Origin of the sequence: Microbacterium sp. UBA7513 (assembly GCF_002478345.1) — a bacterium.
GTDB lineage: Bacteria > Actinomycetota > Actinomycetes > Actinomycetales > Microbacteriaceae > Microbacterium.
Genome location: NZ_DLNJ01000033.1, coordinates 6,014 through 28,519 on the forward strand (window position 1 = coordinate 6,014; position 22,506 = coordinate 28,519).

General features: G+C 71.4%; 19 protein-coding genes. 2 read left to right on the plus strand and 17 right to left on the minus strand.

Annotated features, from left to right (window positions below; all coding sequences use genetic code 11):
• On the minus strand, nt 1-1,838 hold a 1,838-nt coding region (locus tag B2W79_RS15900; protein ID WP_292791182.1), incomplete at its 3' end, for an Rne/Rng family ribonuclease.
• Between the two features lie 282 nt (nt 1,839-2,120).
• Between B2W79_RS15900 and B2W79_RS15905 the strand changes: the two genes are divergently transcribed.
• Entirely contained in the window at nt 2,121-2,732 is a 612-nt protein-coding gene (locus B2W79_RS15905) for a vitamin K epoxide reductase family protein (RefSeq protein ID WP_292791185.1), read from the plus strand.
• Between the two features lie 67 nt (nt 2,733-2,799).
• Here the strand turns inward: B2W79_RS15905 and ndk are convergent, their stop codons facing one another.
• The 5 genes from ndk to B2W79_RS15930 all read right to left on the minus strand — a co-directional run bounded on the left by ndk (nt 2,800) and on the right by B2W79_RS15930 (nt 9,548).
• Entirely contained in the window at nt 2,800-3,216 is a 417-nt protein-coding gene (gene ndk, locus B2W79_RS15910; RefSeq protein WP_071329548.1) for a nucleoside-diphosphate kinase, read from the minus strand.
• 1 nt (nt 3,217) lies between these two features.
• Nucleotides 3,218-3,634, minus strand: coding sequence for a DUF4233 domain-containing protein (locus B2W79_RS15915; RefSeq protein WP_256209470.1), 417 nt, complete (start codon nt 3,632-3,634; stop codon nt 3,218-3,220).
• Complete coding sequence (locus tag B2W79_RS15920) at nt 3,631-4,983, minus strand: bifunctional folylpolyglutamate synthase/dihydrofolate synthase (RefSeq protein ID WP_292791190.1); 1,353 nt, start codon at nt 4,981-4,983, stop codon at nt 3,631-3,633. Before B2W79_RS15920 ends, B2W79_RS15915 begins: the two co-directional genes overlap by 4 nt.
• The gene (gene ileS, locus B2W79_RS15925; protein WP_292791193.1) at nt 4,980-8,384 is read right to left on the minus strand and encodes an isoleucine--tRNA ligase; all 3,405 of its coding nucleotides are present in this window, start codon (nt 8,382-8,384) and stop codon (nt 4,980-4,982) included. The genes B2W79_RS15920 and ileS overlap by 4 nt, the downstream gene beginning before the upstream one ends.
• Nucleotides 8,385-8,696: 312 nt before the next feature.
• Nucleotides 8,697-9,548, minus strand: coding sequence for an endonuclease domain-containing protein (locus B2W79_RS15930; protein WP_292791196.1), 852 nt, complete (start codon nt 9,546-9,548; stop codon nt 8,697-8,699).
• Nucleotides 9,549-9,915: 367 nt separating this feature from the next.
• Here B2W79_RS15930 and B2W79_RS15935 point away from each other — a divergent pair, with 367 nt between their 5' ends.
• Nucleotides 9,916-10,557, plus strand: coding sequence for a pentapeptide repeat-containing protein (locus B2W79_RS15935; protein WP_292791199.1), 642 nt, complete (start codon nt 9,916-9,918; stop codon nt 10,555-10,557).
• On the opposite strand, the gene B2W79_RS15940 is transcribed toward B2W79_RS15935, so the two are convergent.
• From B2W79_RS15940 to B2W79_RS15990, 11 genes are all read right to left on the minus strand, one after another.
• A complete protein-coding gene (locus B2W79_RS15940) occupies nt 10,547-12,055 on the minus strand; it encodes an ATP-binding cassette domain-containing protein (protein WP_292791202.1) in 1,509 nt (502 codons plus the stop codon). The genes B2W79_RS15935 and B2W79_RS15940 overlap by 11 nt on opposite strands.
• Nucleotides 12,052-12,840 carry an ABC transporter permease gene (locus B2W79_RS15945; RefSeq protein WP_292791204.1) on the minus strand — a complete coding sequence of 263 codons (789 nt, stop codon included), beginning with the start codon at nt 12,838-12,840 and terminating at the stop codon, nt 12,052-12,054. Before B2W79_RS15945 ends, B2W79_RS15940 begins: the two co-directional genes overlap by 4 nt.
• 20 nt (nt 12,841-12,860) lie before the next feature.
• Nucleotides 12,861-13,808 carry an ABC transporter permease gene (locus B2W79_RS15950; RefSeq protein WP_292791207.1) on the minus strand — a complete coding sequence of 316 codons (948 nt, stop codon included), beginning with the start codon at nt 13,806-13,808 and terminating at the stop codon, nt 12,861-12,863.
• Nucleotides 13,809-13,854: 46 nt separating this feature from the next.
• The gene (locus tag B2W79_RS15955) at nt 13,855-15,468 is read right to left on the minus strand and encodes an ABC transporter substrate-binding protein (protein WP_292791210.1); all 1,614 of its coding nucleotides are present in this window, start codon (nt 15,466-15,468) and stop codon (nt 13,855-13,857) included.
• 84 nt (nt 15,469-15,552) lie between these two features.
• Nucleotides 15,553-17,079 carry a serine hydrolase domain-containing protein gene (locus B2W79_RS15960; protein WP_292791212.1) on the minus strand — a complete coding sequence of 509 codons (1,527 nt, stop codon included), beginning with the start codon at nt 17,077-17,079 and terminating at the stop codon, nt 15,553-15,555.
• Entirely contained in the window at nt 17,076-17,789 is a 714-nt protein-coding gene (locus B2W79_RS15965) for a type 1 glutamine amidotransferase (protein ID WP_292791215.1), read from the minus strand. Before B2W79_RS15965 ends, B2W79_RS15960 begins: the two co-directional genes overlap by 4 nt.
• The gene (locus B2W79_RS15970; RefSeq protein WP_292791218.1) at nt 17,786-18,898 is read right to left on the minus strand and encodes a dipeptidase; all 1,113 of its coding nucleotides are present in this window, start codon (nt 18,896-18,898) and stop codon (nt 17,786-17,788) included. The genes B2W79_RS15965 and B2W79_RS15970 overlap by 4 nt, the downstream gene beginning before the upstream one ends.
• Nucleotide 18,899: 1 nt before the next feature.
• Nucleotides 18,900-19,787 (minus strand): aminotransferase class IV, encoded by an 888-nt coding sequence (locus B2W79_RS15975; protein WP_292791220.1) that lies wholly within the window; start codon nt 19,785-19,787, stop codon nt 18,900-18,902.
• Nucleotides 19,788-19,819: 32 nt separating this feature from the next.
• Nucleotides 19,820-20,968 carry an o-succinylbenzoate synthase gene (menC, locus tag B2W79_RS15980; RefSeq protein WP_292791223.1) on the minus strand — a complete coding sequence of 383 codons (1,149 nt, stop codon included), beginning with the start codon at nt 20,966-20,968 and terminating at the stop codon, nt 19,820-19,822.
• Entirely contained in the window at nt 20,965-21,654 is a 690-nt protein-coding gene (locus tag B2W79_RS15985) for a MurR/RpiR family transcriptional regulator (RefSeq protein WP_025104992.1), read from the minus strand. Before B2W79_RS15985 ends, menC begins: the two co-directional genes overlap by 4 nt.
• On the minus strand, nt 21,651-22,427 hold the full coding sequence (locus B2W79_RS15990) for a GNAT family N-acetyltransferase (RefSeq protein WP_292791225.1): 777 nt from the start codon (nt 22,425-22,427) through the stop codon (nt 21,651-21,653). The genes B2W79_RS15985 and B2W79_RS15990 overlap by 4 nt, the downstream gene beginning before the upstream one ends.
• Nucleotides 22,428-22,506 lie beyond the last annotated feature (79 nt).

The following is a 22,506-nucleotide window of genomic DNA, read 5'->3' on the forward strand; positions in this document are numbered from 1 at the left end:
ACCTCGGCGACCTGGTGCTTGGTCCGGTCGCGGCTCAGGCATTCGATCAGGCGCCGAAGCACGAGATCGCGGTTGGACTCCAGGACCATATCGATGAAGTCGACGACGATGATGCCGCCGATGTCGCGCAGGCGCAGCTGGCGGACGATCTCCTCCGCGGCCTCGAGGTTGTTCTTGGTGACGGTCTCCTCGAGGTTTCCGCCCGAGCCGACGAACTTGCCGGTGTTGACGTCGACGACCGTCATGGCCTCGGTGCGGTCGATCACGAGCGAACCGCCGGAGGGCAGCCACACCTTGCGGTCCAGCGCCTTCTCGATCTGCTCGGTGATGCGGAACGCGTCGAACGGGTCGACGTCGTCCTCGTACGCCTCGACGCGCTCGAGCAGGTCGGGCGCGACGCTCTCCAGGTACGCCCTGATCGTGCGCTGCGACTCCTCGCCCTGGATGAGCATCTTCGTGAAGTCCTCGTTGAAGACGTCCCGGACGATCTTCACGAGCAGGTCGGGCTCGGCGTGCAGGAGCGCCGGAGCCTGCTGGCTCTCGACCTGCTTCTGGATGTGCTCCCACTGCGAGGTGAGGCGCTGCACGTCGCGGGTCAGCTGCTCCTCGGTGGCGCCCTCGGCCGCCGTGCGGACGATCACGCCGGACGACTCCGGCAGCACCTCCTTGAGGATGCGCTTGAGTCGCGCCCGCTCGTTGTCGGGGAGCTTGCGGCTGATGCCGTTCATCGAGCCGCCGGGCACGTACACGAGGTAGCGGCCGGGCAGCGAGATCTGGCTCGTGAGGCGGGCGCCCTTGTGACCCACCGGGTCCTTGGTGACCTGGACGAGCACGCGATCGCCCGGCTTGAGCGCCAGTTCGATGCGACGGGGCTGGTTGCCGGTCTCGACGCCGTCCCAGTCCACCTCGCCCGAGTAGAGCACGGCGTTGCGGCCACGACCGATATCGACGAACGCGGCCTCCATGCTGGGAAGCACGTTCTGCACCCGACCGAGGTAGACGTTGCCGATCAGCGAGGCGTCCTGGTTGCGGGCGACGTAGTGCTCCACGAGCACGCCGTCCTCCAGGACGCCGATCTGCGTGCGGCCGTTCTTGGAGCGCACGACCATCTTGCGGTCGACGGACTCGCGACGCGCGAGGAACTCGGCCTCGGTCACGACCGGACGACGGCGACCGGCGTCGCGGCCGTCACGACGGCGCTGCTTCTTGGCCTCGAGGCGCGTCGAGCCCTTGATCGCCTTCGGCTCGGTGATGTACTCGACGACGCGCTGACGCTGCCGCGGCTCCTCGCGCTGCTCGTCGCCCTCGGAGCTGCCACGGCGACGACGCCCCCGGCGCCCTCCCCCGGACTCCTCCTGGTCACGCTCCGGCGCACGGTCGTCGCGACCGGGGCGTGCAGGAAGCGGGACGATCTCCGGCGCGTAGAAGTGCAGCTGCGTCGACACCTGCGACACGAAGACCTCGGGCAGCAGACCGAGCGACACGGCGGTGACGGCGGCGGGCTTCTCCGGGTCGGCCGGGGCCTCCGGCTCAGGAGCGGCCTCGGGCTCGGCAGGGGCCTCGGACTCTGCGGGAGCCTCGGACTCAGCGGCAGCGTCGGACTCTGCGGGAGCCTCAGCCGGACCCTCAGGCTCGGCAGAAGCCTCGGACTCTGCGGGAGCCTCGGACTCCGTCGGAGCGTCGGACTCCGCAGGGACGTCCTCGGTCGGAGCCTGCGCCGCGGAAGCGTCGCTCTCCGTCTCGACGCCCGGAGCGTCGGCGGTCGCCGTCAGCGGCTCCGCGGCATCAGCCGGGGCGTCGAGGGCGGGGGCGTTGTTGTCATTGTTCTCATCGGCCATCTCTGGCGTGCTCCCTGGCACGGTCCACTGCGTGTCCCGTGAAATCTCATGCGGCACCCGCGGGTGCCGCGAACTCAATCGGCCTGCGACCGGCTCATGGCTCTGGTCGCGTGGGGCATGGGCCCCGAAGTCTGCTCGACACGTGTCGCGGCAACGCCGTTCATCGCATCACAGGTCATTATCGCACCAAGTCGGTCCGATCGCGGCATCCCGTCGCTCACCACGCGTTTTCTCCGGGCGGTTCTCGCCCTTTCCATAGCCGTCGCTGGGATAATCCTGAGCATGAGCGAGCAGCGCACCCGCCCCGTCGTCTATGCCGTGTGGTTGATCATCGCGAGCGTCATCGGCTGGTACGCCGCCTTCCAGCTCACGGTCGAGAAGTTCGCGCTGCTGGAGAACCCCCAGGAAGCGCTCGGGTGCGATCTCAGCCCGTTCATCCAGTGCAGTACCAACCTGCAGTCCTGGCAGGGCTCGGTCTTCGGCTTCCCGAACCCGATCATCGGCCTCACGGGTTGGATGGCGCCGCTCGTGGTCGGTGTCGCGATCCTCGCCGGCGCACGCTTCCCCCGATGGTTCTGGGCAGCCTTCGGGGTCGGCATCACCTTCGCCTTCGGTCTCGTGTGCTGGCTGATCGCCCAGAGCCTCTACGACCTCTTCGTGCTCTGCCCCTGGTGCATGGTCACCTGGGCGGTGACGATCCCCACCTTCTTCGCCACCATGGTGCACCTCGCCCGCAACGGGACCTTCACGAGCAACGCGAAGGTCCGTGCCGCTGCCGAGAAGCTCATGCCATGGGTACCGCTGGCGACCGTCCTCGCCTACGCGCTGGTCATCTTCCTGGCGCAGCTGCAGGGACTCGACTTCCTCGGCGAGATGGCGAAGATCCTCTTCTGATCTCTCCACGAGAACGACGAAGCCCGTCCGCCATTCCGGCGGACGGGCTTCGTCGTGATACTCGGGCTCAGTCGAACCAGATGCCCAGCTCGCGAGCGGCCGACTCGGGGCTGTCCGAGCCGTGCACGAGGTTCTGCTGCACCTTGAGGCCCCAGTCGCGGCCGAAGTCACCGCGGATGGTGCCCGGCGCAGCGGTCGTGGGGTCGGTCGTGCCGGCGAGGGAGCGGAAGCCCTCGATGACGCGGTTGCCCGCGAGGCGGATCGCCACGGAGGGACCGGACATCATGAACTCGAGAAGGGGCTCGTAGAACGGCTTGCCCTCGTGCTCGGCGTAGTGGGCGGCGAGCAGGTCGCGGTCGGGCTCGACGAGACGGATGTCGACGAGCGCGTAGCCCTTCGCCTCGATGCGGGCGAGGATCGTTCCGGTGAGGCCGCGGGCGACACCGTCCGGCTTGACGAGGACGAGGGTTTCTTCGGTGGCCATGTCATTCACTCTCTGTGTCTGCGTTCTGCGCGGTCGGAGCCTCGCTCGGGCGTCGTGCGTCCAGGCGGGCCCCCATGATGGTCGCATACGCCCACATGCCGCCGAAAATCAGGACCACGAGAAGCACGGCGGGGACGGCGATGGCCGACAGAGCGACCACGATCTGCACGATCCACCCGGCGGGGATCGCCCAGGGCTTCGTGATCATGCCCGCGATGACGACGCAGGCCACGGCCACGACGGCGCCGCCCACGATGCCCCACCACTGCTCGATTCCCGCCGGCAGAGCCTTCAGGCCGAAGATCGTGAGACCGACGAGGAAGACGACGATCGCCTCGAAGCCGAGCACCACCGGGGCGAGCTTCTGCACGAGGGTGCGCGGGGCGCGCGGTCGACGCGGGGCGGCGGCGGCGCTCATGCGCGCCACCCCGACTTCCAGTCCTCCTCTTCGGAGAGCGCGATCGCCTCGCCGGCGAGCACGACGGACCCGGCGATGACCACGGCCCGACGATCCGACGAGGCCGCCCATTCGCGGGCCGCGTCCGCGGCGTCGGCGAGCGACGGGTGCACGGTAGCGCGCTGTCCGGCCTGTTCGACGAGGTCGGCGATGAGGTCGGCATCGCTGGCGCGGTCCGACTCCGGCGCGGTCGCGAAGACGTGTGCGGCGGCCGGCGCGAGCCGCGCGACGATCCCCGCCGCGTCCTTGTCCGCGAGGACGCCGAGCACGAGGCCCCACTCGTCGAAGTCGAAGCTGTCGTCCAGCGCCTGGGCGAGCGCCGCAGCCCCGTGCGGGTTGTGCGCGGCGTCGACGATGACGGTGGGGGCGATGCCGAGGAGCTGCAGCCGGCCGGGAGACGTGCTGCCCTGGAGTCCGTCGGAGATCACGCCGCCGGCGATCGCCTGGCCGGCGCCGCCGATGAGCGACTCGACGGCGGCGACGGCCAGCGCGGCGTTGTGGCCCTGGTGCGCGCCGTACAGCGGCAGGTACTCCTCCTCGTACTGCCCCGCGAGGCCCCGGATGGTGAGGAGCTGACCGCCGACGGCGAGCTTCTGCTCGGCGAGCCCGAAGTCCTCGCCTTCGAAGGCGATGGTGGCATGGCGCTCCGCGGCCACGCGGCGCAGCACCTCGGCGGCCTCGGCCGGCTGCTGGGCGGAGACGACGGCGGCGCCCTCCTTGATGATGCCGGCCTTGACCTGGGCGATCTCGGCGATCGTGCTTCCCAGGCGGTCCGCGTGGTCGATGTCGATCGGAGCGAACACCGCCACGTCGCCGTCGGCGGTGTTCGTCGAGTCCCACTCCCCACCCATGCCGACCTCGAGGACGAGCACGTCGACGGGTGCGTCGGCGACCGCGACGAAGGCGAGGACCGTGAGCAGCTCGAAGAACGTCAGCGGGGCCTCCCTCGCCGCCTCGAGCTCGGCGTCGACGATCCCCACGAACGGCTCGATCTCGTCCCAGGCGTCGGCGACGGCCTCATCGGAGATCGGCTCGCCGTCGATCATGATGCGCTCGGTGAAGCGCTCCAGGTGCGGGCTCGTGAACAGGCCGGTGCGCAGATCATGAGCACGCAGCAGGCTCTCGATCATCCGCGCGGTCGACGTCTTGCCGTTGGTGCCGGTGATGTGGATGACGCGGTAGGTGCGCTGCGGATCGTCGAGGTATTCGAGGATCCGCGCCGTCCGCTCCTTGCGCGGCTGCACCCAGCGTTCCCCGGCACGGCTCAGCAGCGTCTCGTAGACGGCATCGGCCCGGTCTCTCGCACTCATGCGCCCACCTTCTCCAGGTTCGTGTCGATCGTGACGAGGAGCGGCGCCTTCCCGGCCCCGAGGGCCTTCGCCCCGCTCCGATGCACGCCGTCTCCGGGGCTGGTGACCTCGTCGACGAGCCGGTCGAGGTCGTCGGTCGGCTGCACGGCGAACGCCACGGCGAGCGTCTCGGCGGCGATGAGGTCGGCATGGGTCTCCAGCGCCGCCGCCTCCGCGGGAGCGGCGTTGAGGGCCAGCACGATCCGGTCGCTGACGTCGAGCCCGGCGTTCTTGCGCGCCTCCTGCACGACGCGGATGGCGTCGCGGGCGATGCCCTCGGCTTCCAGCTCCGGCGTCGTGTCGGTGTCGAGCAGGACGAAGCCGCCGGACGGGACGATGGCCAGAGCCTCCCCCTCGGGGCGACCCGTGGTCTCGAGGACGAGGTCGTACTCGGCGGGCTCCAGCGCGATGCCGCCGGCGGTCACGACGCCGTCGGTCTCGGACCAGTCACCCGAGCGCGCGGCCTGGATGGCCTTCTGCACGTCCTTGCCGAGGCGCGGACCCGCAGCGCGGGCGTTCACGCTCAGCCGGTGGCTGATGCCGTACTCCCCGGCCGCCTCGTCGGTCAGCGGGACGAGCTCGACGGTCTTCACGTTGAGCTCCTCGCGGAGGATGTCCTCGAACTGGCCGAGGTCGGCCGCCAGCGGAGAGACCACCGTGAGCCGTGCGAGCGGCAGCCGCACGCGCAGCTTCTCCTTCTTGCGCAGCGCGTTGCCGACGCTCGACAGCTCACGAACCGCATCCATGGCGTCGCGGATCTCGTCGGCTGCGGGGAACTGATCCGCATCGGGCCAGTCCTGCAGGTGCACGCTGCGCCCGCCGGTGAGGCCCTGCCACACGCGCTCGCTGATGAGCGGGACGAGCGGCGCGGCCACGCGGCACAGCGTCTCCAGCACCGTGTAGAGCGTGTCGAAGGCCTCGCGGCTCTTCGGGTCGTCCGTCACGCCCACCCAGAACCGGTCGCGCGAGCGGCGGATGTACCAGTTCGTCAGCACCTCAGCGAAGTCGCGCAGTCGCGCGGACGCGCTGGTCGAGTCCAGACCCTCCAGATCGGCCCGGACCTCGCGGACGAGGTCGCCCAGGCGCGCGAGGATGTACCGGTCGAGGACGTCCGTCGAGTCGGTGCGCCACGACGCCTCGTACCCGCCTCCCTGGGGTGCCGAGCCTGTCGACGCATTCGCATACGTCGCGAAGAAGTACCACGAGTTCCACAGCGGCAGCAGGAACTCCCGCACGCCGGACCGGATGCCCTCCTCGGTGACGATGAGGTTGCCGCCGCGGAGCACTGCGCTCGACATCAGGAACCAGCGCATCGCGTCGGACCCGTCGCGGTCCAGCACCTCGGACACGTCCGGGTAGTTGCGCAAAGACTTCGACATCTTGTAGCCGTCGCTGCCGAGCACGATGCCGTGGCAGCTGACGCCCGTGAACGCCGGGCGGTTGAACAGCGCCGTCGAGAGCACGTGCATGACGTAGAACCAGCCGCGGGTCTGGCCGATGTACTCCACGATGAAGTCCGCCGGGGAGTGCGAGTCGAACCACTCCTGGTTCTCGAACGGATAGTGCACCTGCGCGTACGGCATCGAGCCGGAGTCGAACCACACGTCGAAGACGTCGCCGATGCGCCGCATCGTGCTCTTGCCCGTGGGGTCGTCGGGGTTCGGCCTCGTCAGATCGTCGATGTAGGGGCGGTGCAGGTCCACCTCGCCCTCGGGGTTGCGCGGCAGCGTGCCGAAGTCGCGCTCCAGCTCCTCCAGCGAGCCGTAGGCGTCGACGCGCGGGTACTCCGGGTCGTCGCTCTTCCAGATCGGAATGGGCGAGCCCCAGTAGCGGTTGCGGCTGATCGACCAGTCGCGGGCGCCCTCGAGCCACTTGCCGAACTGCCCCTCCTTCACGTTCTCCGGCACCCAGGTGATCTGCTCGTTGTTCGCGAGGAGGTCGTCCTTGATGTCGGTGACCCGGATGAACCAGCTCGACACGGCCTTGTAGATCAGGGGATTCCGGCAGCGCCAGCAGTGCGGGTAGGAGTGCTCGTAGCTCTGCAGCCGCACCAGGCGGCCGTTGTCGCGGATGATCCGCACGAGCGGGGTGTTCGCGTCCATCCACAGCTCGCCCGCGACATCCGTGACGTTCGGGAGGAAGCGGCCGCCGTCGTCGAGGGACAGGATCGTGGGGATGCCCGCAGCGCCGGCGACGCGCTGGTCGTCCTCACCGTAGGCGGGTGCCTGGTGGACGATGCCGGTGCCGTCGGTCGTGGTGACGTAGGCGTCGACGAGGATGCGCCAGGCGTTCTCCGTGCCGTAGGTCTCCTCGTCCGCGTAGTAGTCGAACAGGCGGTCGTAGGTGACGTCCGCCAACTCCGCACCGCGCAGCGTGGCGTCGACCGCGGCGTGCGCGTCCTCCGGGCTCTCGTAGCCGAGATCCTTGGCATACCCGCCGAGCAGGTCCTTCGCGAGCAGGTAGCGGTGCGCGGAGGCCTCGACCGCGAGCTGGTCGGCCGAGGGAGCGGCACGCCCCTGGTGTACGTCGGAGGCGCCGGCGGGACCGGCAGGCAGCACGACGTACTCGATGTCCGGCCCCACGGCGAGCGCGAGGTTGGTCGGCAGGGTCCACGGCGTCGTCGTCCAGGCGAGAGCGCGCACCCCGGTGAGCCCCAGCGCCTCGGCCTTCGCTCCGGTGAGCGGGAAGGTGACCGTGACCGACGGGTCCTGTCGCATCTGGTAGACGTCGTCATCCATGCGGAGCTCGTGCGCGGACAGCGGCGTCTCATCGCGCCAGCAGTACGGGAGGACGCGGTAGCCCTCGTAGGCGAGCCCCTTGTCGTACAGGGTCTTGAAGGCCCAGAGCACGCTCTCCATGTATCCGAGGTCGAGCGTCTTGTATCCGCGCTCGAAGTCCACCCACCGGGCCTGGCGGGTGACGTAGTCCTCCCACTCCCGTGTGTACTTCAGGACCGAGGAGCGCGCCTTCTCGTTGAAGACGTCGATCCCCATCTCCTCGATCTCGCTCTTCTCGGTGATCCCGAGCTGCTTCATCGCCTCGAGCTCGGCCGGGAGCCCGTGGGTGTCCCATCCGAAGACGCGGTCGACCTTGTGCCCGATCATCGTCTGGAAGCGCGGGAACACGTCCTTCGCGTAACCCGTGAGCAGGTGACCGTAGTGCGGCAGACCGTTCGCGAAGGGAGGGCCGTCGTAGAACACCCACTCGGGGGCGCCCTCGCGCTGCTCGATGGAGGCGCGGAAGGTGTCGTCGGTCTTCCAGAAGTCGAGCACCTCCTCCTCGATCTGCGGGAAGCGGGGGCTCGGCGCCACAGTGGCGGCCTGGTCGGCTGCGGGGCCGAAAGAGGAGCGCGGGTAGGTCATGGTCTCTCGCAGTGGTCGTCGTGGCGGATGCTGCTGCGAGGACGATCCTCGCGGACCGCGGTACCACCTCGCGTGCCCCTGCATCCCCTCGACAAGCTCAGAGACCCACGGACCACTCTCACTGCGGCTGTGACGGGCCTGCCCCGCTCGGTTCTACTGAGTCCGTCGCCGGACCGTTCTTCCGAGAGCTCCCCGGTGATGGCCGGATCGATGCTCGTGTGCCCATTGTACGCGTGCTCCTCCCCCCGCGGATTCCCTTCGGCGTCGCAGGATCTGGAGACAGCCCTGCGACCCGCGGCGGGATCTGCGACATCACGCCGTGCGCGCACGATGCAGTCCCTGGGCGATGGCGCGCATGACGAGGTCCTGCACTGCAGGCCACTCCTCCATCACCTGGTGATAGCCCAGACGGATGACGTGGAAGCCGCGCAGCTTCAGCTCCGCATCGTGACGGTTGTCCTGGTCGCGCTGGGCTCCGACGTGGGTGCCGCCGTCGATCTGCAGCACGAGTCGCTCGCCGATCAGAGCGTCCACCCGATGCCCGGCGATCCATGTCTGGAAGCGCAGCGGCAGCCGGAGCCAGCGCAGTCGCACGCGCAGGTAGGTCTCAAGCCCCGCATCCGCGAACGGCAGCGCCTCGGCCAGGAGCCGCCGACCGCGCGGTCCCCACGGGAGGCGGAGCAGCCGTTCTCGATCGACGAGCCCCTTGTTCAATGCCGACTCCCAGGTCGCGAGCGCCTGCTCATACGGCTCGCAGGTGGACACCAGGCTCAGCACGTTCTCGATCGGGTCCTCCAGGACATCGGGGTGTCGCGGGACCAGAGGCCGTGCCCAGTGCACGCGGGCCTCCGACGGCTTCCCTCCCCGGCTGCCCGGGTTGGCGGCGAGGTGAAGGCGGGGTCTCTCGTCATGCACCCAGAGTCCCAGCCGTCGCGCCTGCGTCACGCACGCCAGCAGAACACCGTGCTGCGCCGCGGTCACCCGAGCCGGATCAGCATCGGGCAGCGCCACCCACCCGACCCGCACCCGGTGGATCATCCGCTCCGAGAGCGCCGTCTCGAGGTCGTACCGACTGACCCCGCGGTCCCGGAGCCGCTCGACCCGCGCCACTCCGTCGACCTCGCGCATCGCCTGCAGCAGCCGCGTCCGCCTCATCCCGTTCATGGCCCTGATACTGCTCCCCTGCCCCTCCCTCGTTCCCAGCCTCGGCCACCTCCTCCCATTCCCTGTGCACAACTCCCCCCACTCCCCCTCCCGTGCAGCCCGAGTCCCTCCTCCGGACCCCCGCTCGATGTCGCAGATTCCCGCCCCGTCGGACGTTCCCGCCGAGAGCCTGCGACGCGGCGCAGATCAGCGCGCTCCCGCACGACGAGTCCCGGAGCCGGGGTGGGCCGGGGTCAGGTCGCAGATGGGGGCTCCTGTCGCAGGGGCTGCGAGGGAGAGTGCGAGGCAGCGAGGATCTGCGACCTGGGGCCGGAGCAGGAGCAAGGAGGAAAACTGGGGTGTCGGAGGGAGGACATAGCCTCGGAGGATGCCGAAGCCCCCGACCGCACCCCGTGTGTCCGCGCCTGATCTGCCGCCCGTGCTGGAGCCGCGTGAACCCGCGCGCCGCGCCGATCTCCTCGCCGCCGCCCTGGAGCTCACCGGCACCGTCGACCTCGCATACGCCACGCTCGAGCAGTGCGCGGTGCAGGCGGACGCCGAGAGCGTCGACCTCACCGGGGCCACGCTCCTCGACGTCGATCTTCCGGAACCGCGGATCGCGGCGCTCCGGCTGCGGAACGCGAGCATCCGTCGGCTCCGGATCACGGGAGGGCGCATCGGGACCCTCGACCTCAGCGACGCCCGCGTGGCGGAGCTCGAGCTGCGCGACGTGCGCATCGACTATCTGAACCTGGGCGCCGCCCGCGCCGATGACCTCGACATCGCGGCCTGCGCGATCCGCACGATCGACATCCCGCAGGCCGAGCTCACGCGCGTCCGGTTCCAGGCCACGCGCAGCGACGAGGTCGACCCCCGGGGCCTGCGCGCGAAGGATGTGGACCTCCGCGGCCTCGACGCGCTGTCCTACCTCGACGTCCAGAGCCTGCGCGGCACCACGCTCTCGTCGGTTCAGGTGCAGCAGCTCGCCCCGGTGATGGCGGCCGGGCTCGGGATCACCGTCACGGACTGACGGGGCCGCTCGCCGCGAGCAGCTCCCGGGTGAACGGATGCCGCGGTGCCGCGAACACCGCCGCCGTGGGCCCCTGCTCCACGATCCGGCCGTCCTGCATGACCAGGACGTCGTCCGCGACGGCGCCCACGACGTCGAGATCGTGGGAGACGAAGACCATCGTCAGCCGCCGTTCCTCCTGCACCCGCGCCAGGAGCCGGAGCACCCGCTCCCGCACCGACGGGTCGAGAGCGGAGACGGGCTCGTCCAGCACCAGCACGTCCGGGTCCGCCGCGAGGGCGCGGGCCAGGGCCGCCCGCTGCCGCTGTCCGCCCGACAGCGCCGCCGGTCGTCGCACCACGACGCTCTCGTCGAGGCCGACCTCCGCGAGCAGCGCCGCTACCCGCATCCGACGGGCACCGCGCGGCACTCCCCCCGCCTCCAGCGCCTCCTCCAGGGACCGCCCGACCGTCCACCGCGGGTCGAAGGCGCCGAGCGGGTTCTGGTGCACGAGCTGCACCCGCGGTGCCCGCGTCCACCGCAGCGCCCCGGTGTCCGGCGTCTCCACGCCCACCAGCATCCGGGCGAGGGTCGTCTTGCCCGATCCGGATTCGCCGACGATGCCGAGCGTCCGACCGGCGGTCACCGTGAACGACGCGTCGACGACCGCGGGCACCCCGCCGAACGCCTTGGACACCTTCTCCGCGACGACCACGGCCTCCGAGGACGCCGCACGCTCCTCCCGCGGCTCGTGCATCGTCGCCGCGAGGAGCTGCTGCGTGTACGGGTGCCGGGGGGCGGCGAGCACCTCCGCGACCGGGCCGGACTCCACGATCCGGCCGTCCTTCATCACGAGCACGCGATCCGCCACCCGCCGCACCGCCGCGAAGTCATGACTGATGAACACCACGGCGGTGCCGTCGTCGGCGATCTCCCGCAGCAGCACGAGGATCCGGGCCTGCACGGTCGCATCCAGGGCCGTGGTGGGCTCATCCGCGACGAGTACCGCGGGGTTCCCGGCCAGCGCCGAGGCGATGAGCGCGCGCTGCCGCAACCCTCCGGAGAGCTCCTGCGGACGCTGCCGTGCGCGGCGGTCGGGGTCGGGCATCCACACCCGTCCGAGAAGCTCCCGCACCCGCGCGGCGAGGGCTGCCCGACCGCGCACGAGGCGGTGCAGCCGCAGCGGCTCGGCGATCTCATCCGCGATCCGCCGCAGCGGGTCCAGGGAGACGAGGGCGTCCTGCGACACGAGGCCGATCCCGGTGCCCCGGAGCCGCCGCCAACCGCGCTCGGTCAGGGCGGCGGCATCCACCCCATCGATGCGGAGCCGGTCGACGGCGACGTCGGCCGTCGACGGCGTGAGGCCGAGCAGAGCGCGGGCCGAGAGCGACTTCCCCGCCCCCGACTCCCCCACGATCGCCACGCACTCGCCGGCCTCCACCGCGAACGACACGCCCGCCACGACGGGAGTCCCCGCGAAGCCGATCCGCAGCCCCTCGACCTCCAGCGCCGCACTCATGCGTCCCTCCCGTCTGCCCGAGCCCGGAGGATCCGTCCGATCACCGTCGCGCACACCACCGTCAGCGTGATCGCCAGACCGGGGAAGACCGACACCCACCACGCCTGCCCGAGCACGTTGCGACCGCCGGCGAGCATGAGGCCCCACTCCGGGGTCGGCTCGGACGGCCCGAGGCCCAGGAAGCTCAGCCCGGCCGCGGCGAGGATGCTCGATCCGATACCGATGGTCGCCAGCACGCTCAGCGCACCCAGCACCCCGGGCACGACATGGCGTCGGAACGCCCGCAGCGGCGGAACGCCGAGGATCCGGGCAGCCTCGACATGCTCGGCCACGCGCAGCGTCCTGGTCTGCACGCGGGCGAGGCGCACGTACACGGGTGCGGCGGCCAGCGTCACCGCGATGGCGATGTTCACCGGTCCCGGTCCCAGCACGGCCACCACGACGAGCGCCACCAGGAACTCCGGGAACGCCATGAGCACGTCGTTGATGCGCATGAGGGTGACGTCCACGCCCCGCGGCGACATGCCGGCGAGCGCGCCCACGAGCAGGCCGGCGGCGAGGGCGATGGCGGTGGCGAGAAGTCCGATCCCGACCGAGCGCCCCGCGCCGAACACCACGCGGGAGTAGACATCGCGGCCGCTCTGATCGGTGCCGAAGAGGTGCTCGGCACTCGGCGGCAGCAGAGCGGCCCGCACCTCGGTCTGCAGCGGATCGTGCGTGGCGAGCAGTCCCGGCCAGAGGGCGGCGACGGCGACCACGACCAGCACGACCGCGGCGGAGCTCAACAGGAGTCGCTCCCCCCGACTCATCGGACGGCTCCCGGTCGGGAGGAGGCGGCGACGCGGGGGTCGATCAGCGGATGCACGAGCTCCACCACCACGTTGATGACGACGAACACGAGAGCGCTCAGCAGGATGATGCCGGTGAGGACAGGGAGATCGCGGTCGTTGATGGCGGCGAGGGTGACCCGCCCCAGGCCGGGCCGGGCGAACACGGTCTCGACGAGAACCGCACCCCCGAGGACAGAGCCGGTGAGGTAGGCGGCGAGGGTGACCGCCGAGGCGGCGCCGTGCCGCACCCCGTGCCGCAGCGTGAACCAGGTGGGTCCGGCACCCCGCGCACGGACCGTCTCCGCGAACGGCATCCGCTCCGCCTGCATCAGCCCATCACGCAGCACCTGGCTGAGCAGTGCCGCCACCGGGAGGGCGAGCGTGACCGCCGGAAGGACGATGGTCGCCGGATTGCGGGTGCCAGAGACGGGGAACCAGCCGAGACCGAACGCGAAGACGCTGAGCAGCAGCAGCCCGATCCAGAACACCGGCGAGGAGAGCACCACGAGCTCGACGCCGGCGGCGACGGTGCGCCCGACGCGGCCCCGCACGAAGACCGCGACCGCGAGGGCGAGGACGACGGCGATCCCCAGCGCCAGCGCCGAGAGCTGCACGGTCGCACCCAGCTGCCGTCCGATGACCTCGGTCACCGGCAGCCGCAGCTGGTACGACTCGCCGAGGTCGCCGCGGGCGAGCTGCCCGATGAAGCCGACGTACTGCTCCAGCGGCGGGCGGTCGAGCCCGAGATCGGCGCGGATGCCGTCCTTGACCGCCTCGCTCACCTGCGCCTGCGGGCCCAGCATCACCGAGACCGGGTCGCCGGGGATCACCCGGAAGGCCAGGAACGCGACCGTCGCGGCGCCCCACAGCACGATGACTACCGAGGCGAGGAGCCCGAGGGCGCGGCCGAGCACCGCCGTCACGGTTCGATCACTCCGCCCGCTCCCTCGATACGACGGCCGCCGGATGTCAGCCGAGGCTCACATCGTAGAAGAGCGGCCGCCCGTAGAGGTCGTAGTCCAGACCCTGCACGCGCTCGCCGACCGCCGTGATCGCCGAGGGGCTGTAGAGCGGGACGATCGCGGTGTACTCCGCGTTCCACTCCTGCAGCTGCGTGTAGAGCTCGTTGCGGGCGTCCTGATCACTCGACGCGACGGCCTCTTCCAGAAGTGCGTCGATCTCCGGATCGCTCACCTGCGAGGCGTTCTGGAAGCCGTCGGTGTGCAGGTGCGCACGGAGGAAGTCGGCGTCCACGCCGGAGAAGCCCCAGTCGGTGAGGTCGAACGTCTTGGGCTCGTACTGGGCGTTATAGGCGCCGGGCTCCAGCTCCTCGCGCTGCACCTCGAAGCCGATGGCTTTGAGGTCCGACTGGATCGCGTTGGCCAGCGCCGCGCGGTCGTCCGGGACCGGGGTCCAGGCGATCCACCGCACGGACAGGCGCTCGCCGTCCTTCATGCGGATGCCGTCGGCGTCGCGCTCCGTCCACCCGGCCTCGTCGAGCAGGGCGTTCGCGGCGTCCTGATCGAACGGCCAGGAGTCCTCCAGCGACGCGTCGTAGCCCGGGGTCGTGCTGCCGAGGACGCTCCATGCCCGCGGGAACTGCCCGAAGTAGATCTCCTCGACCGCCGCGTCGACGTCGATGCCGCGGGCGAACGCCTGCCGCACCTTCTCGTCGGCGAAGACGCCGTACTTCTCGTTCAGGTAGAGCGAGTAGGGCAGTCCCGGGTACTCCACCGAGTCGACCGTGACGCCGGCGTCGTCCAGACCGGCGACCTGGTTCGGCGGGATGTTGCTGGCGAGGTCGGCCTCTCCGCTCTCGATCACTCCGGTGCGCACCGAGGCCTCCGGCTGGATCTGCACGCGCAGCGTCTCGAACGCCGGCGCCTTCGCCTCGTGCGGGCCCCAGGCGTAATCGTCGTTGCGCGTGTAGACGATCTCCTGGTCGGCGGTGTACTCGGTGAGCACGAAGGGTCCGGTGCCGACAGTGACGTCGGGGCCGCCCGCCTTCAGCTTGTCGGCCGACTCGGCCAGCACGGCCGGTGAGTAGAAGCCGAGCTGCGGGGTGCTGGCCGCCTGCAGGAACGGCGCATACGGCTGCGTGAACGAGACCTTCACCGTGTGCTCGTCGACGACCTCGGTGCCGGCGTAGAAGTCCGCACCGAGCATGCTCGCCGCCTGAGCCGAGGCGGTCTCCGGGTCGACGATCCGGTCGAAGTTCGCCTTGACGGCCTCCGCGTCGAACGGCTCGCCGTCGGTGAAGGTCACGTCGTCGCGCAGCGTGAAGGTGTACTCCGTGCTGTCCGGTGAGACGTCCCAGCTCTTCGCGAGCCACGGGCTGAACGTGCCGTCGTCCTCCTGGAAGACCAGGGAGTCGAGCACCGCCCGCTGCACCATGCCGGAGACGTCGAGCTGGCTCACCTGCGGGTCCATGTGCCCCGCGGACAGGTTCGCGCCCTCGATCGACCACACGAGCTCACCGCCGTCGCTCTCCGTGGACGGGCCCGCGCACGCGGTCAGCACCAGGGCGGTGGCGGCGGCGAGCGCAGCGAGGGGAAGGAGGCGACGCACAGGGGTGGCGGGCATGAGGATTCCTCAGAACGGACGGGTCGGGATGTCTCCATCCTAGGGCGGTTTTTTGGACCCGGTCGATCAGTGTCCGACCCGTCATCAGGGCGACGGCAGGATGATCCGGTGTCGCTCTGCGGCCCCGGCCCTTTCCCCCTCGACACGCGTCTGCCCCGGCGCGACGACCGCCGCGCTCACCCCCTGCACGCGCGGCTCCGGCAGCCCGACCAGCCGCACGTCGACGAGGAGGTCGCCGCGGTTCCCCGCGATCCGCCAGCGCAACTCGGCCTCCGTCGCCGCGGCCACCACACGGTCGGGGAACGGGTCCTGGTCCGCGCGGAATCCGCCGATCTCCTGGACCTGTGCCTCCAGCCGGGCATCGCGGACGTCGGCCGGGATGTCCTCGAGCACATGGTCGGCGAGGAACGGGTACGTGGCGGCGGGCCGTCCCGAGCGGATCGCGGCGTCGAGAGCCTGCGCGGCGGCGACCGTCTCCGCCCACGGGTGCAGGATCGCGGAGGGGGCGTCCGTCCGTTCGAGCAGCTGCTGGAGCGCAGCGCCTGCGATCCGCCGGGCGCCGAACTCGTCGGAGTTCCCGAAGGCGACGACGCCGATGCCGCTGGCCGCGTGCCAGCGCATGTGCGCCGAGAATCCGGGAAGACCGCCGGAGTGCTGCACGATCCGCCCGAACCGCCGGTCGTCCTCGACGAAGAGGCCGTAGCCGTAGCCGGCCCCCGCGAGGTCGCGCCCGTCGAACATCGCCGACGGCACCGGGATGGGGGTGCGGGCCTGCTGCAGCTCCCGTCGCGACGCCGGAGCCAGCACGGCGGGCGCCAGCGGGTCGTCGGTGAAGGCCGAGCCGAGGAACCACATCCATCTCGCGATGTCGTCGACGGTGCTGAACATGCTGCCGATGCAGCCGAGCGCGCCGGACCCCACGAACGGCTCGGGGCGGAACGTGGCGCCGTCGTCGAAGGTCCGGAACCCGCAGGCCAGCGCCTCGGCCGGATACCCGTCCGCCACGTGCGCCGTCCGGTCCAGCCCGAGGGGCTCGAGCAGGGTCTCCCGGATCACGTCCTCCACGGCCCGCCCCGTCACCGCTTCCACGACGCGGCCGAGCAGCGACTGGCCGAGGTTGGAGTACTGGTAGACGGTTCCCGGCGCAGCCGCGAGCTGCACCCCACCCGCGAAGAGTGCGGCGATCTCCGTGCGGGAAGCGCCGAGATGGCGGTCCACCCAGGCGTTGTCCTCTCCCAGGCCCGAACGGTTGGAGAGGAGCAGGTCGCCGGTGACCTCGACGTCCGCATCGCGGTGCCGCAGTCGGACCTCCGGCAGATAGGTGCGGATCGGCGCGTGGAGGTCGAGCAGGCCGCGGTCTCGAAGGGAGAGCACGGTGGCGGCCAGGAAGCTCTTGGACATCGAGGCGATGCGGAAGACCGTGTCCCGCGTCGTCGGGGCCTCATCGGCGCGTGGATGGCCGTGGGTGAGCACTGCGCGGATGCTTCCCCGTTCGGCCACCGCGGAGATGGCGGCCGGAGCGGCATGACGCGCGCGCTCGTCCAGGCCGTGGCGGAGGGCCTCCGCGGCGGACTCGGCGGTGACGAGGAGATCCGCATCCTGCCCGGTCATACGGGGACCCCGGCGCGCACCTCGTCGGCGAAGGCCTCGATGAGCGCGCGGCTGGCCGCGGTGTTGTGGTCGTGCACGCGCTCGGCGGCGGCGATGAGGGCGGGAAGCGAGCGTCCCTCTCCCCGCAGTGCCGCGTCGTCCCAACGGGCGAGGTCGGCCGCGGAGGCCTCGGGATGGAACTGCACCCCGCGCACTCGCGCCCCCAGCCGGAAGGCCTGGTTCTCGACAGCGGCGCTCGTCGCCAGCAGCACCGCCGCGGGTGGGAGCCGCGTGATCATGTCCTGATGGTTCTCGATCATCGGAGCCTCATCGCCGAGGGCCGCGAACAGGGCGTCGGCACGTCCTGCCGCGGTGGGGCGGATGGGGGTCGCGCCGCGTTCGATGGGTCCGGTCTTCTCGGCGACCTCGCCGCCGGCCACGTGGGCGAGCAGCTGACCGCCCAGGCAGATGCCGAGGGTGGGGAGGTCACGGGCGATGGCCTCCGCGGCGAGCGCCCGCTCTGCCGCGAGCCACGGCGCGCGATCATCGTCGTCCGGCATGAGCCCGCCGCCCAGCATGACGAGTCCGGCGTAGCCGTCCAGGGAGGTGGGCAGCGGCTGCTCGGCTCCCACGACCTCGTCGACGTCGATCGCCTTCTCTCGCAGCCAGGTGCCGAGGCGGCGCGGGCCGGAGCTCGCGGAGTTCACGATCACGAGGACGCGCGGGGTCACAGCGCGCCCTCCCGGATCGTCGTGTCGACCGCCGGCACGAGCGCGGCCGCGGCCGGCTCTCCTGCGCCGCCCGCGAGGAAGGCCTCGTGGTCGGGGTCCGACGCCTCCAGCACGCGGAGGACGTTCTCGTGCGCCGCCGCCCGGAGGTCGTCCTCCGACCAGCCGCGATGCCGAAGCTCGGCGAACAGCGTCGGGTACCCCGAGACGTCGCCGAGACCGTCCGGCATCGCATCGGAGCCGTCGTAGTCGGCGCCGATCCCGACCGCCTGTGCGCCGGCCACGCGACGCACGTAGTCCAGGTGATCGGCGACGTCCGCGACGCCGACGCGCGGCGCCTCTCCCTCTCCCCCGGCTTCCCACCAGTCGCGGCGGGCCTGCGAGACGAACGTGGGGACGAACGGCACCATCACGACGCCGCCCTGCGCGCCGATCGCGGCGAGCACGTCGTCCGGCACGTTGCGGGGGTGGTCGCACAGGGCGAAGGCGCCGGAATGGCTCACCATCACCGGGCGGGTCGTGACCTCCAGGGCCTGCCGCATGGTCGTCGGAGCGACGTGCGAGAGGTCGACGAGCACACCGATGCGGTTCATCTCGCGCACCACCTCGCGTCCGAAGTCCGTCAGACCGCCGTGGCGCGCCTCGTCGGTCGCCGAATCCGCCCAGGCGATCGTCCGCGACCAGGTGAGGGTGAGATACCGCGCGCCGAGCCGCGCGAACTGCCGCAGCACGGCCAGCGATCCGCCGAGCTGGTCGCCGCCCTCGATGCCGATGAGCGAGGCGATCCGCCCCTCCGCCATCGCCGCACGCGCGTCCGCCGCCGTCCGAGCGATCGCGAAGCGCTGCGGGTGGGCGTCGACGAGGCGGTGCACGAAGTCGATCTGCTCGAGCGTGGCCACCACCTGCTCCGCCCCCTCCAGCACGGGATCGACCCAGACCGACCAGAACTGGCCGGCGACCCCGCCCGCGACCAGTCGCGGCAGGTCGGTCTGCGTGGCCGCCACCGCCCCGGAGAGCTCCGCGACCCGGTAGCCGAGCAGCGTCCTGCTCGCCCAGGCCAGATCGTTGTGGCCGTCGATCACCCGATCGATCGGCAGGTCCGCGTCGACCATCTCAGTCCTCTCGTCCATCCAGCACCGCGTTCATCCGCGCGGTGAGTACCGGGTCCACGGCGCGCGCGACACCGTCCAGCTCCCGCACGGGCACCGCACCCCGGGTGCTGGAGCAGAGCCAGAGGGCGTCCGCCCGCTCCAGATCGTCCCGCACCATCGGACCGACGCGGGAGGGCACCTCGGCGAGTCCCGCGAAGACGTCGGCCTGGGTCGTCCCGGGGAGCACCCCGTACTCGGGCGGTGGCGTGACCAGCGCCCCGTCGAGCAGCGCGATCAGCGTCGACCGCGGCCCCTCCAGCACGAAGCCGTCGGCGCTGACGAAGATGACGTCGTCCGCACCCCGGCTCCGTGCCTCCCGCAGGGCCGCCTGGTTCACGGCGTAGGCGAGGGACTTCGCTCCCTGCAGCAGCCAGGGTGCCCTCTCCATGACGTCGTGCCGGTATCCGCGGTCGAGCACCACCGCGGAGACGCCCCGCGCGCGGACGGCCTCCGGGTCCTCTCCCGCGAAGCCGAGCACCCACCCCGTCGGGCCGGCCGCGTCGATCTCGTCCCCGCGGGTCATCGCGAACTTGATCGAGGCGATCTCCCCGTCACGGAGCACTCCGGGGCGGGAGACCTCGGCGGCCGCGCGGCGCACCGCCCGCGCCCACAGCTCGTGGCGCGGCGCGGGCAGCCCCAGGAGCTGCGCGGAGCGCTCCAGCCGCGCGAGATGCGCCTCCAGGGCCTGCGGCCTGCCTCCGCGCACCACGGCGGTCTCGAACACGCCGTCGCCGCGGGTCACGCCGAGGTCGGTCGCCCGGATGATCGGCTCCCGTGGATCGACGGCATGGATCCCGTCCTCCGCGGGCTCGGCGGCGAGATCGAGTCGGTACAGCAGCAGTGCGCGCATGGGATTCCGCTCTCGCAGGGTTCGGGGGCCGGTCAGCCCGCGGTCAGGACGGCCTCAGGGGCCTCGGCCGCGGAGGAGTCGAAGACGCGGGACGCGTCACGGGCGATGCGCTCGGCGAGCACCTCGTGTCCGATCCCCGGTCCGGTGGGGACCGTGACGCGACCGGCGACGGCGGTCACCGGAGGCGCGATGATGTCCGACTCGTAGTACTTGTCCGATCCCGACACATCCGACGGCAGCAGGAAACCGGGGAGCGAGGACAGCGCGACGTTCGCAGCCCGCCCGACGCCGAACTCGTGCATCCCGCCGCACCACACGGGGATGCCCGCGTCCCGTGCCACGTCGTGCGCCGCGCGGGCGACGGTGAGCCCGCCCATCCGCGACACCTTGATGTTGAGGACCCGCCCCGCTCCCAGCCGGATCATGGTCCGCAGGTCGCCGAGGTCGACGACCGACTCGTCCAGGCACACGTCCGTGTCGAGCCGCGCCTGCAGATCGGCGTGGGCCACGAGATCCCGTGGCGCGAAGGGCTGCTCGATCATGGTCAGCGCCTCGCGATCCAGGCGCGCGAACACCGCGGCCGCCCGCTCGTCGTCGGCATAGGCGCCGTTCGCGTCCACGTGGAGGTCGAGGTCGGGGTAGGCGCCGCGCACCGCACGCACCGGCTCGACATCCCAGCCCGGAGCGATCTTGAGCTTGACGCGGGGGTAGCCGGCGGCGCGCTGCAGCTCCACCTGCGCGAGCAGCTCGTCGATCGACGGCTCGATGCCCAGCGACACCCCCGCGACGACCTCGTCGCGCGTCCCGCCGAGGGCCGCGGCGAGCGCGATCCCCCGCCTCCGGGAGACCAGGTCCCACACCGCGCCGGAGAACCCGGCCTTCGCGAACTCATGCCCGCGGACCCGCGCCCACGACGACTCCAGCTCCGCCGGCTCCTCCCCCTCGGCACGGAGCAGCGCGGGCACCAGGTAGCGGGTCGCGATCTCCCACGCGGTGACCGTGGTCTCCGCACCGTAGAACGGATCGGACGGCGACGCGATCTCCCCCCACCCTGTCTGGCCGTCGGCATCGGTGACCTCGGCGAGCACGTGCTCGATGCCGGACTTGCGGTGCGAGCTCGTCTCGAAGCTGTGACGCAGCGGCTGACGCAGGGCGAAGAGCCGGACGCGGACGACCCTCACGCGTCCTCCTCCGGGCGGGCCCGCGCGGTCTCGGGGCCGTAGAGACCCAGGCGCGCCACCAGCCGGTCGCGCTCGGCCAGCCGCCGACGCGCTCCCTTCGCGCTCGCCGTGGTGAGCGCGCTCAGCAGATGGCACACGGCCGCGACCGGAGTCGGCGAGTCGGCGTACGACGCCGATCCGGTGCGCACCCGGATGAGCGAGGTCGCGATGGATGCGAGCGGGGCGTCCTCGCTGTCGGTGATGACGACGAGCTGACCGCCCGCCTCATGGAAGAGCCGCCCGAGCCGGACGGTCTCCTCGCGGTAGCGCCGCAGCGAGAACGCGATGAGTACGTCGCTGGCCCGCACGTCCGTGAGCACGGTGAGCGGCTGCAGCGCGTGCCCGTCGACGAGGAACACGTTCGACAGCGTCGCCGAGAGATCCGCGTTGAGGAGCTGCGCGTACGCCGCCGCCTTGCCCTCGCCGGCGACGTACCGTCGCCGGGCGCCGAGCAGCAGCGCCGCGGCCTGCGGCACCTGGGCCGAGCGGCTGAGCTCCTCGAAGGTCTGGGCGAGCGTGCGCTGCTCCGTCTCGATGATCCGCGCCTGGATGCTCTCGGCGGAGAGGTTGGTGCGGATGCGCTCGCCGTAGCGGTCTCGCGGAGAGACGAGGTCGCGATCCTCCTGGTCGTGATCATGGTCGTTCATGCCGTGCCCTTCCGAGGTGTCGCGCGGTAGACCGCCGTGTCGTCGTCGAGGCGCGTGGCCTCGACGAGGACGTCTCCGCGGCGGAACACCGCGGTCATCGTCCGCTCCAGCTCCCGCCGGAGCACTGCGCGAGCCTCGACGTCGAGCTCGCCGGGACGGGTCGGGATCGCGATCCAGGTGCCGCCGTCCGCCGCCACGGCTCGCCCCCAGTCGTCCGACCCGAGCACGGGAGGGACCGGGAGGGACCGGTGGGAAGGCCGGTCGGCGGCGTCCAGGTCCCACGAGACCACCAGGCGGTCGGTGTCGGGGCGGGCGTAGTAGTCCCGCTCGTAGGCGATGCCGACGGCCCCGAGGGAGCTCAGGTTGAAATGGGCGTTGCGCGAGAGCAGCGGATCGAACGTCCACCGCATCGTCCGCTGCCCCCAGCGCACGGCCACGTCGCGCTGCGCCCGCTTGAGGGCCTGGCCGACGCCCCGCCCCTGATATGCGGCGTCCACGGCGGCCGCCTGCGAATAGTGGAAGGAGGCACCCGCGGTGTCGCAGCCGGCGAAGCCGTACGCGAACCCGATCAGTTCCCCATCGTCGGCGAAGGCACCGACCGCGGAACCGCCGTTGCGGGCGAGGGCGGTGAGCAGGTTGGCGTTGAGGGCGTACTCGTTCTCCGTGTACGCGAAGACGCGGGCGTACAGCGCGGCGGCCTCACGGAACTCGGTGTACCGGGTGAGTTCGCGGCAGCCGTGGGCGACACCGGCGGCCACCGAAGAATGAGGCACGATACGTTTCCTAAGATCGAGGAGTCCTGCTGCTGAGAGCGATGCTATCGGCGGGTTGCGGGGCGATCAAGGGGCAAGA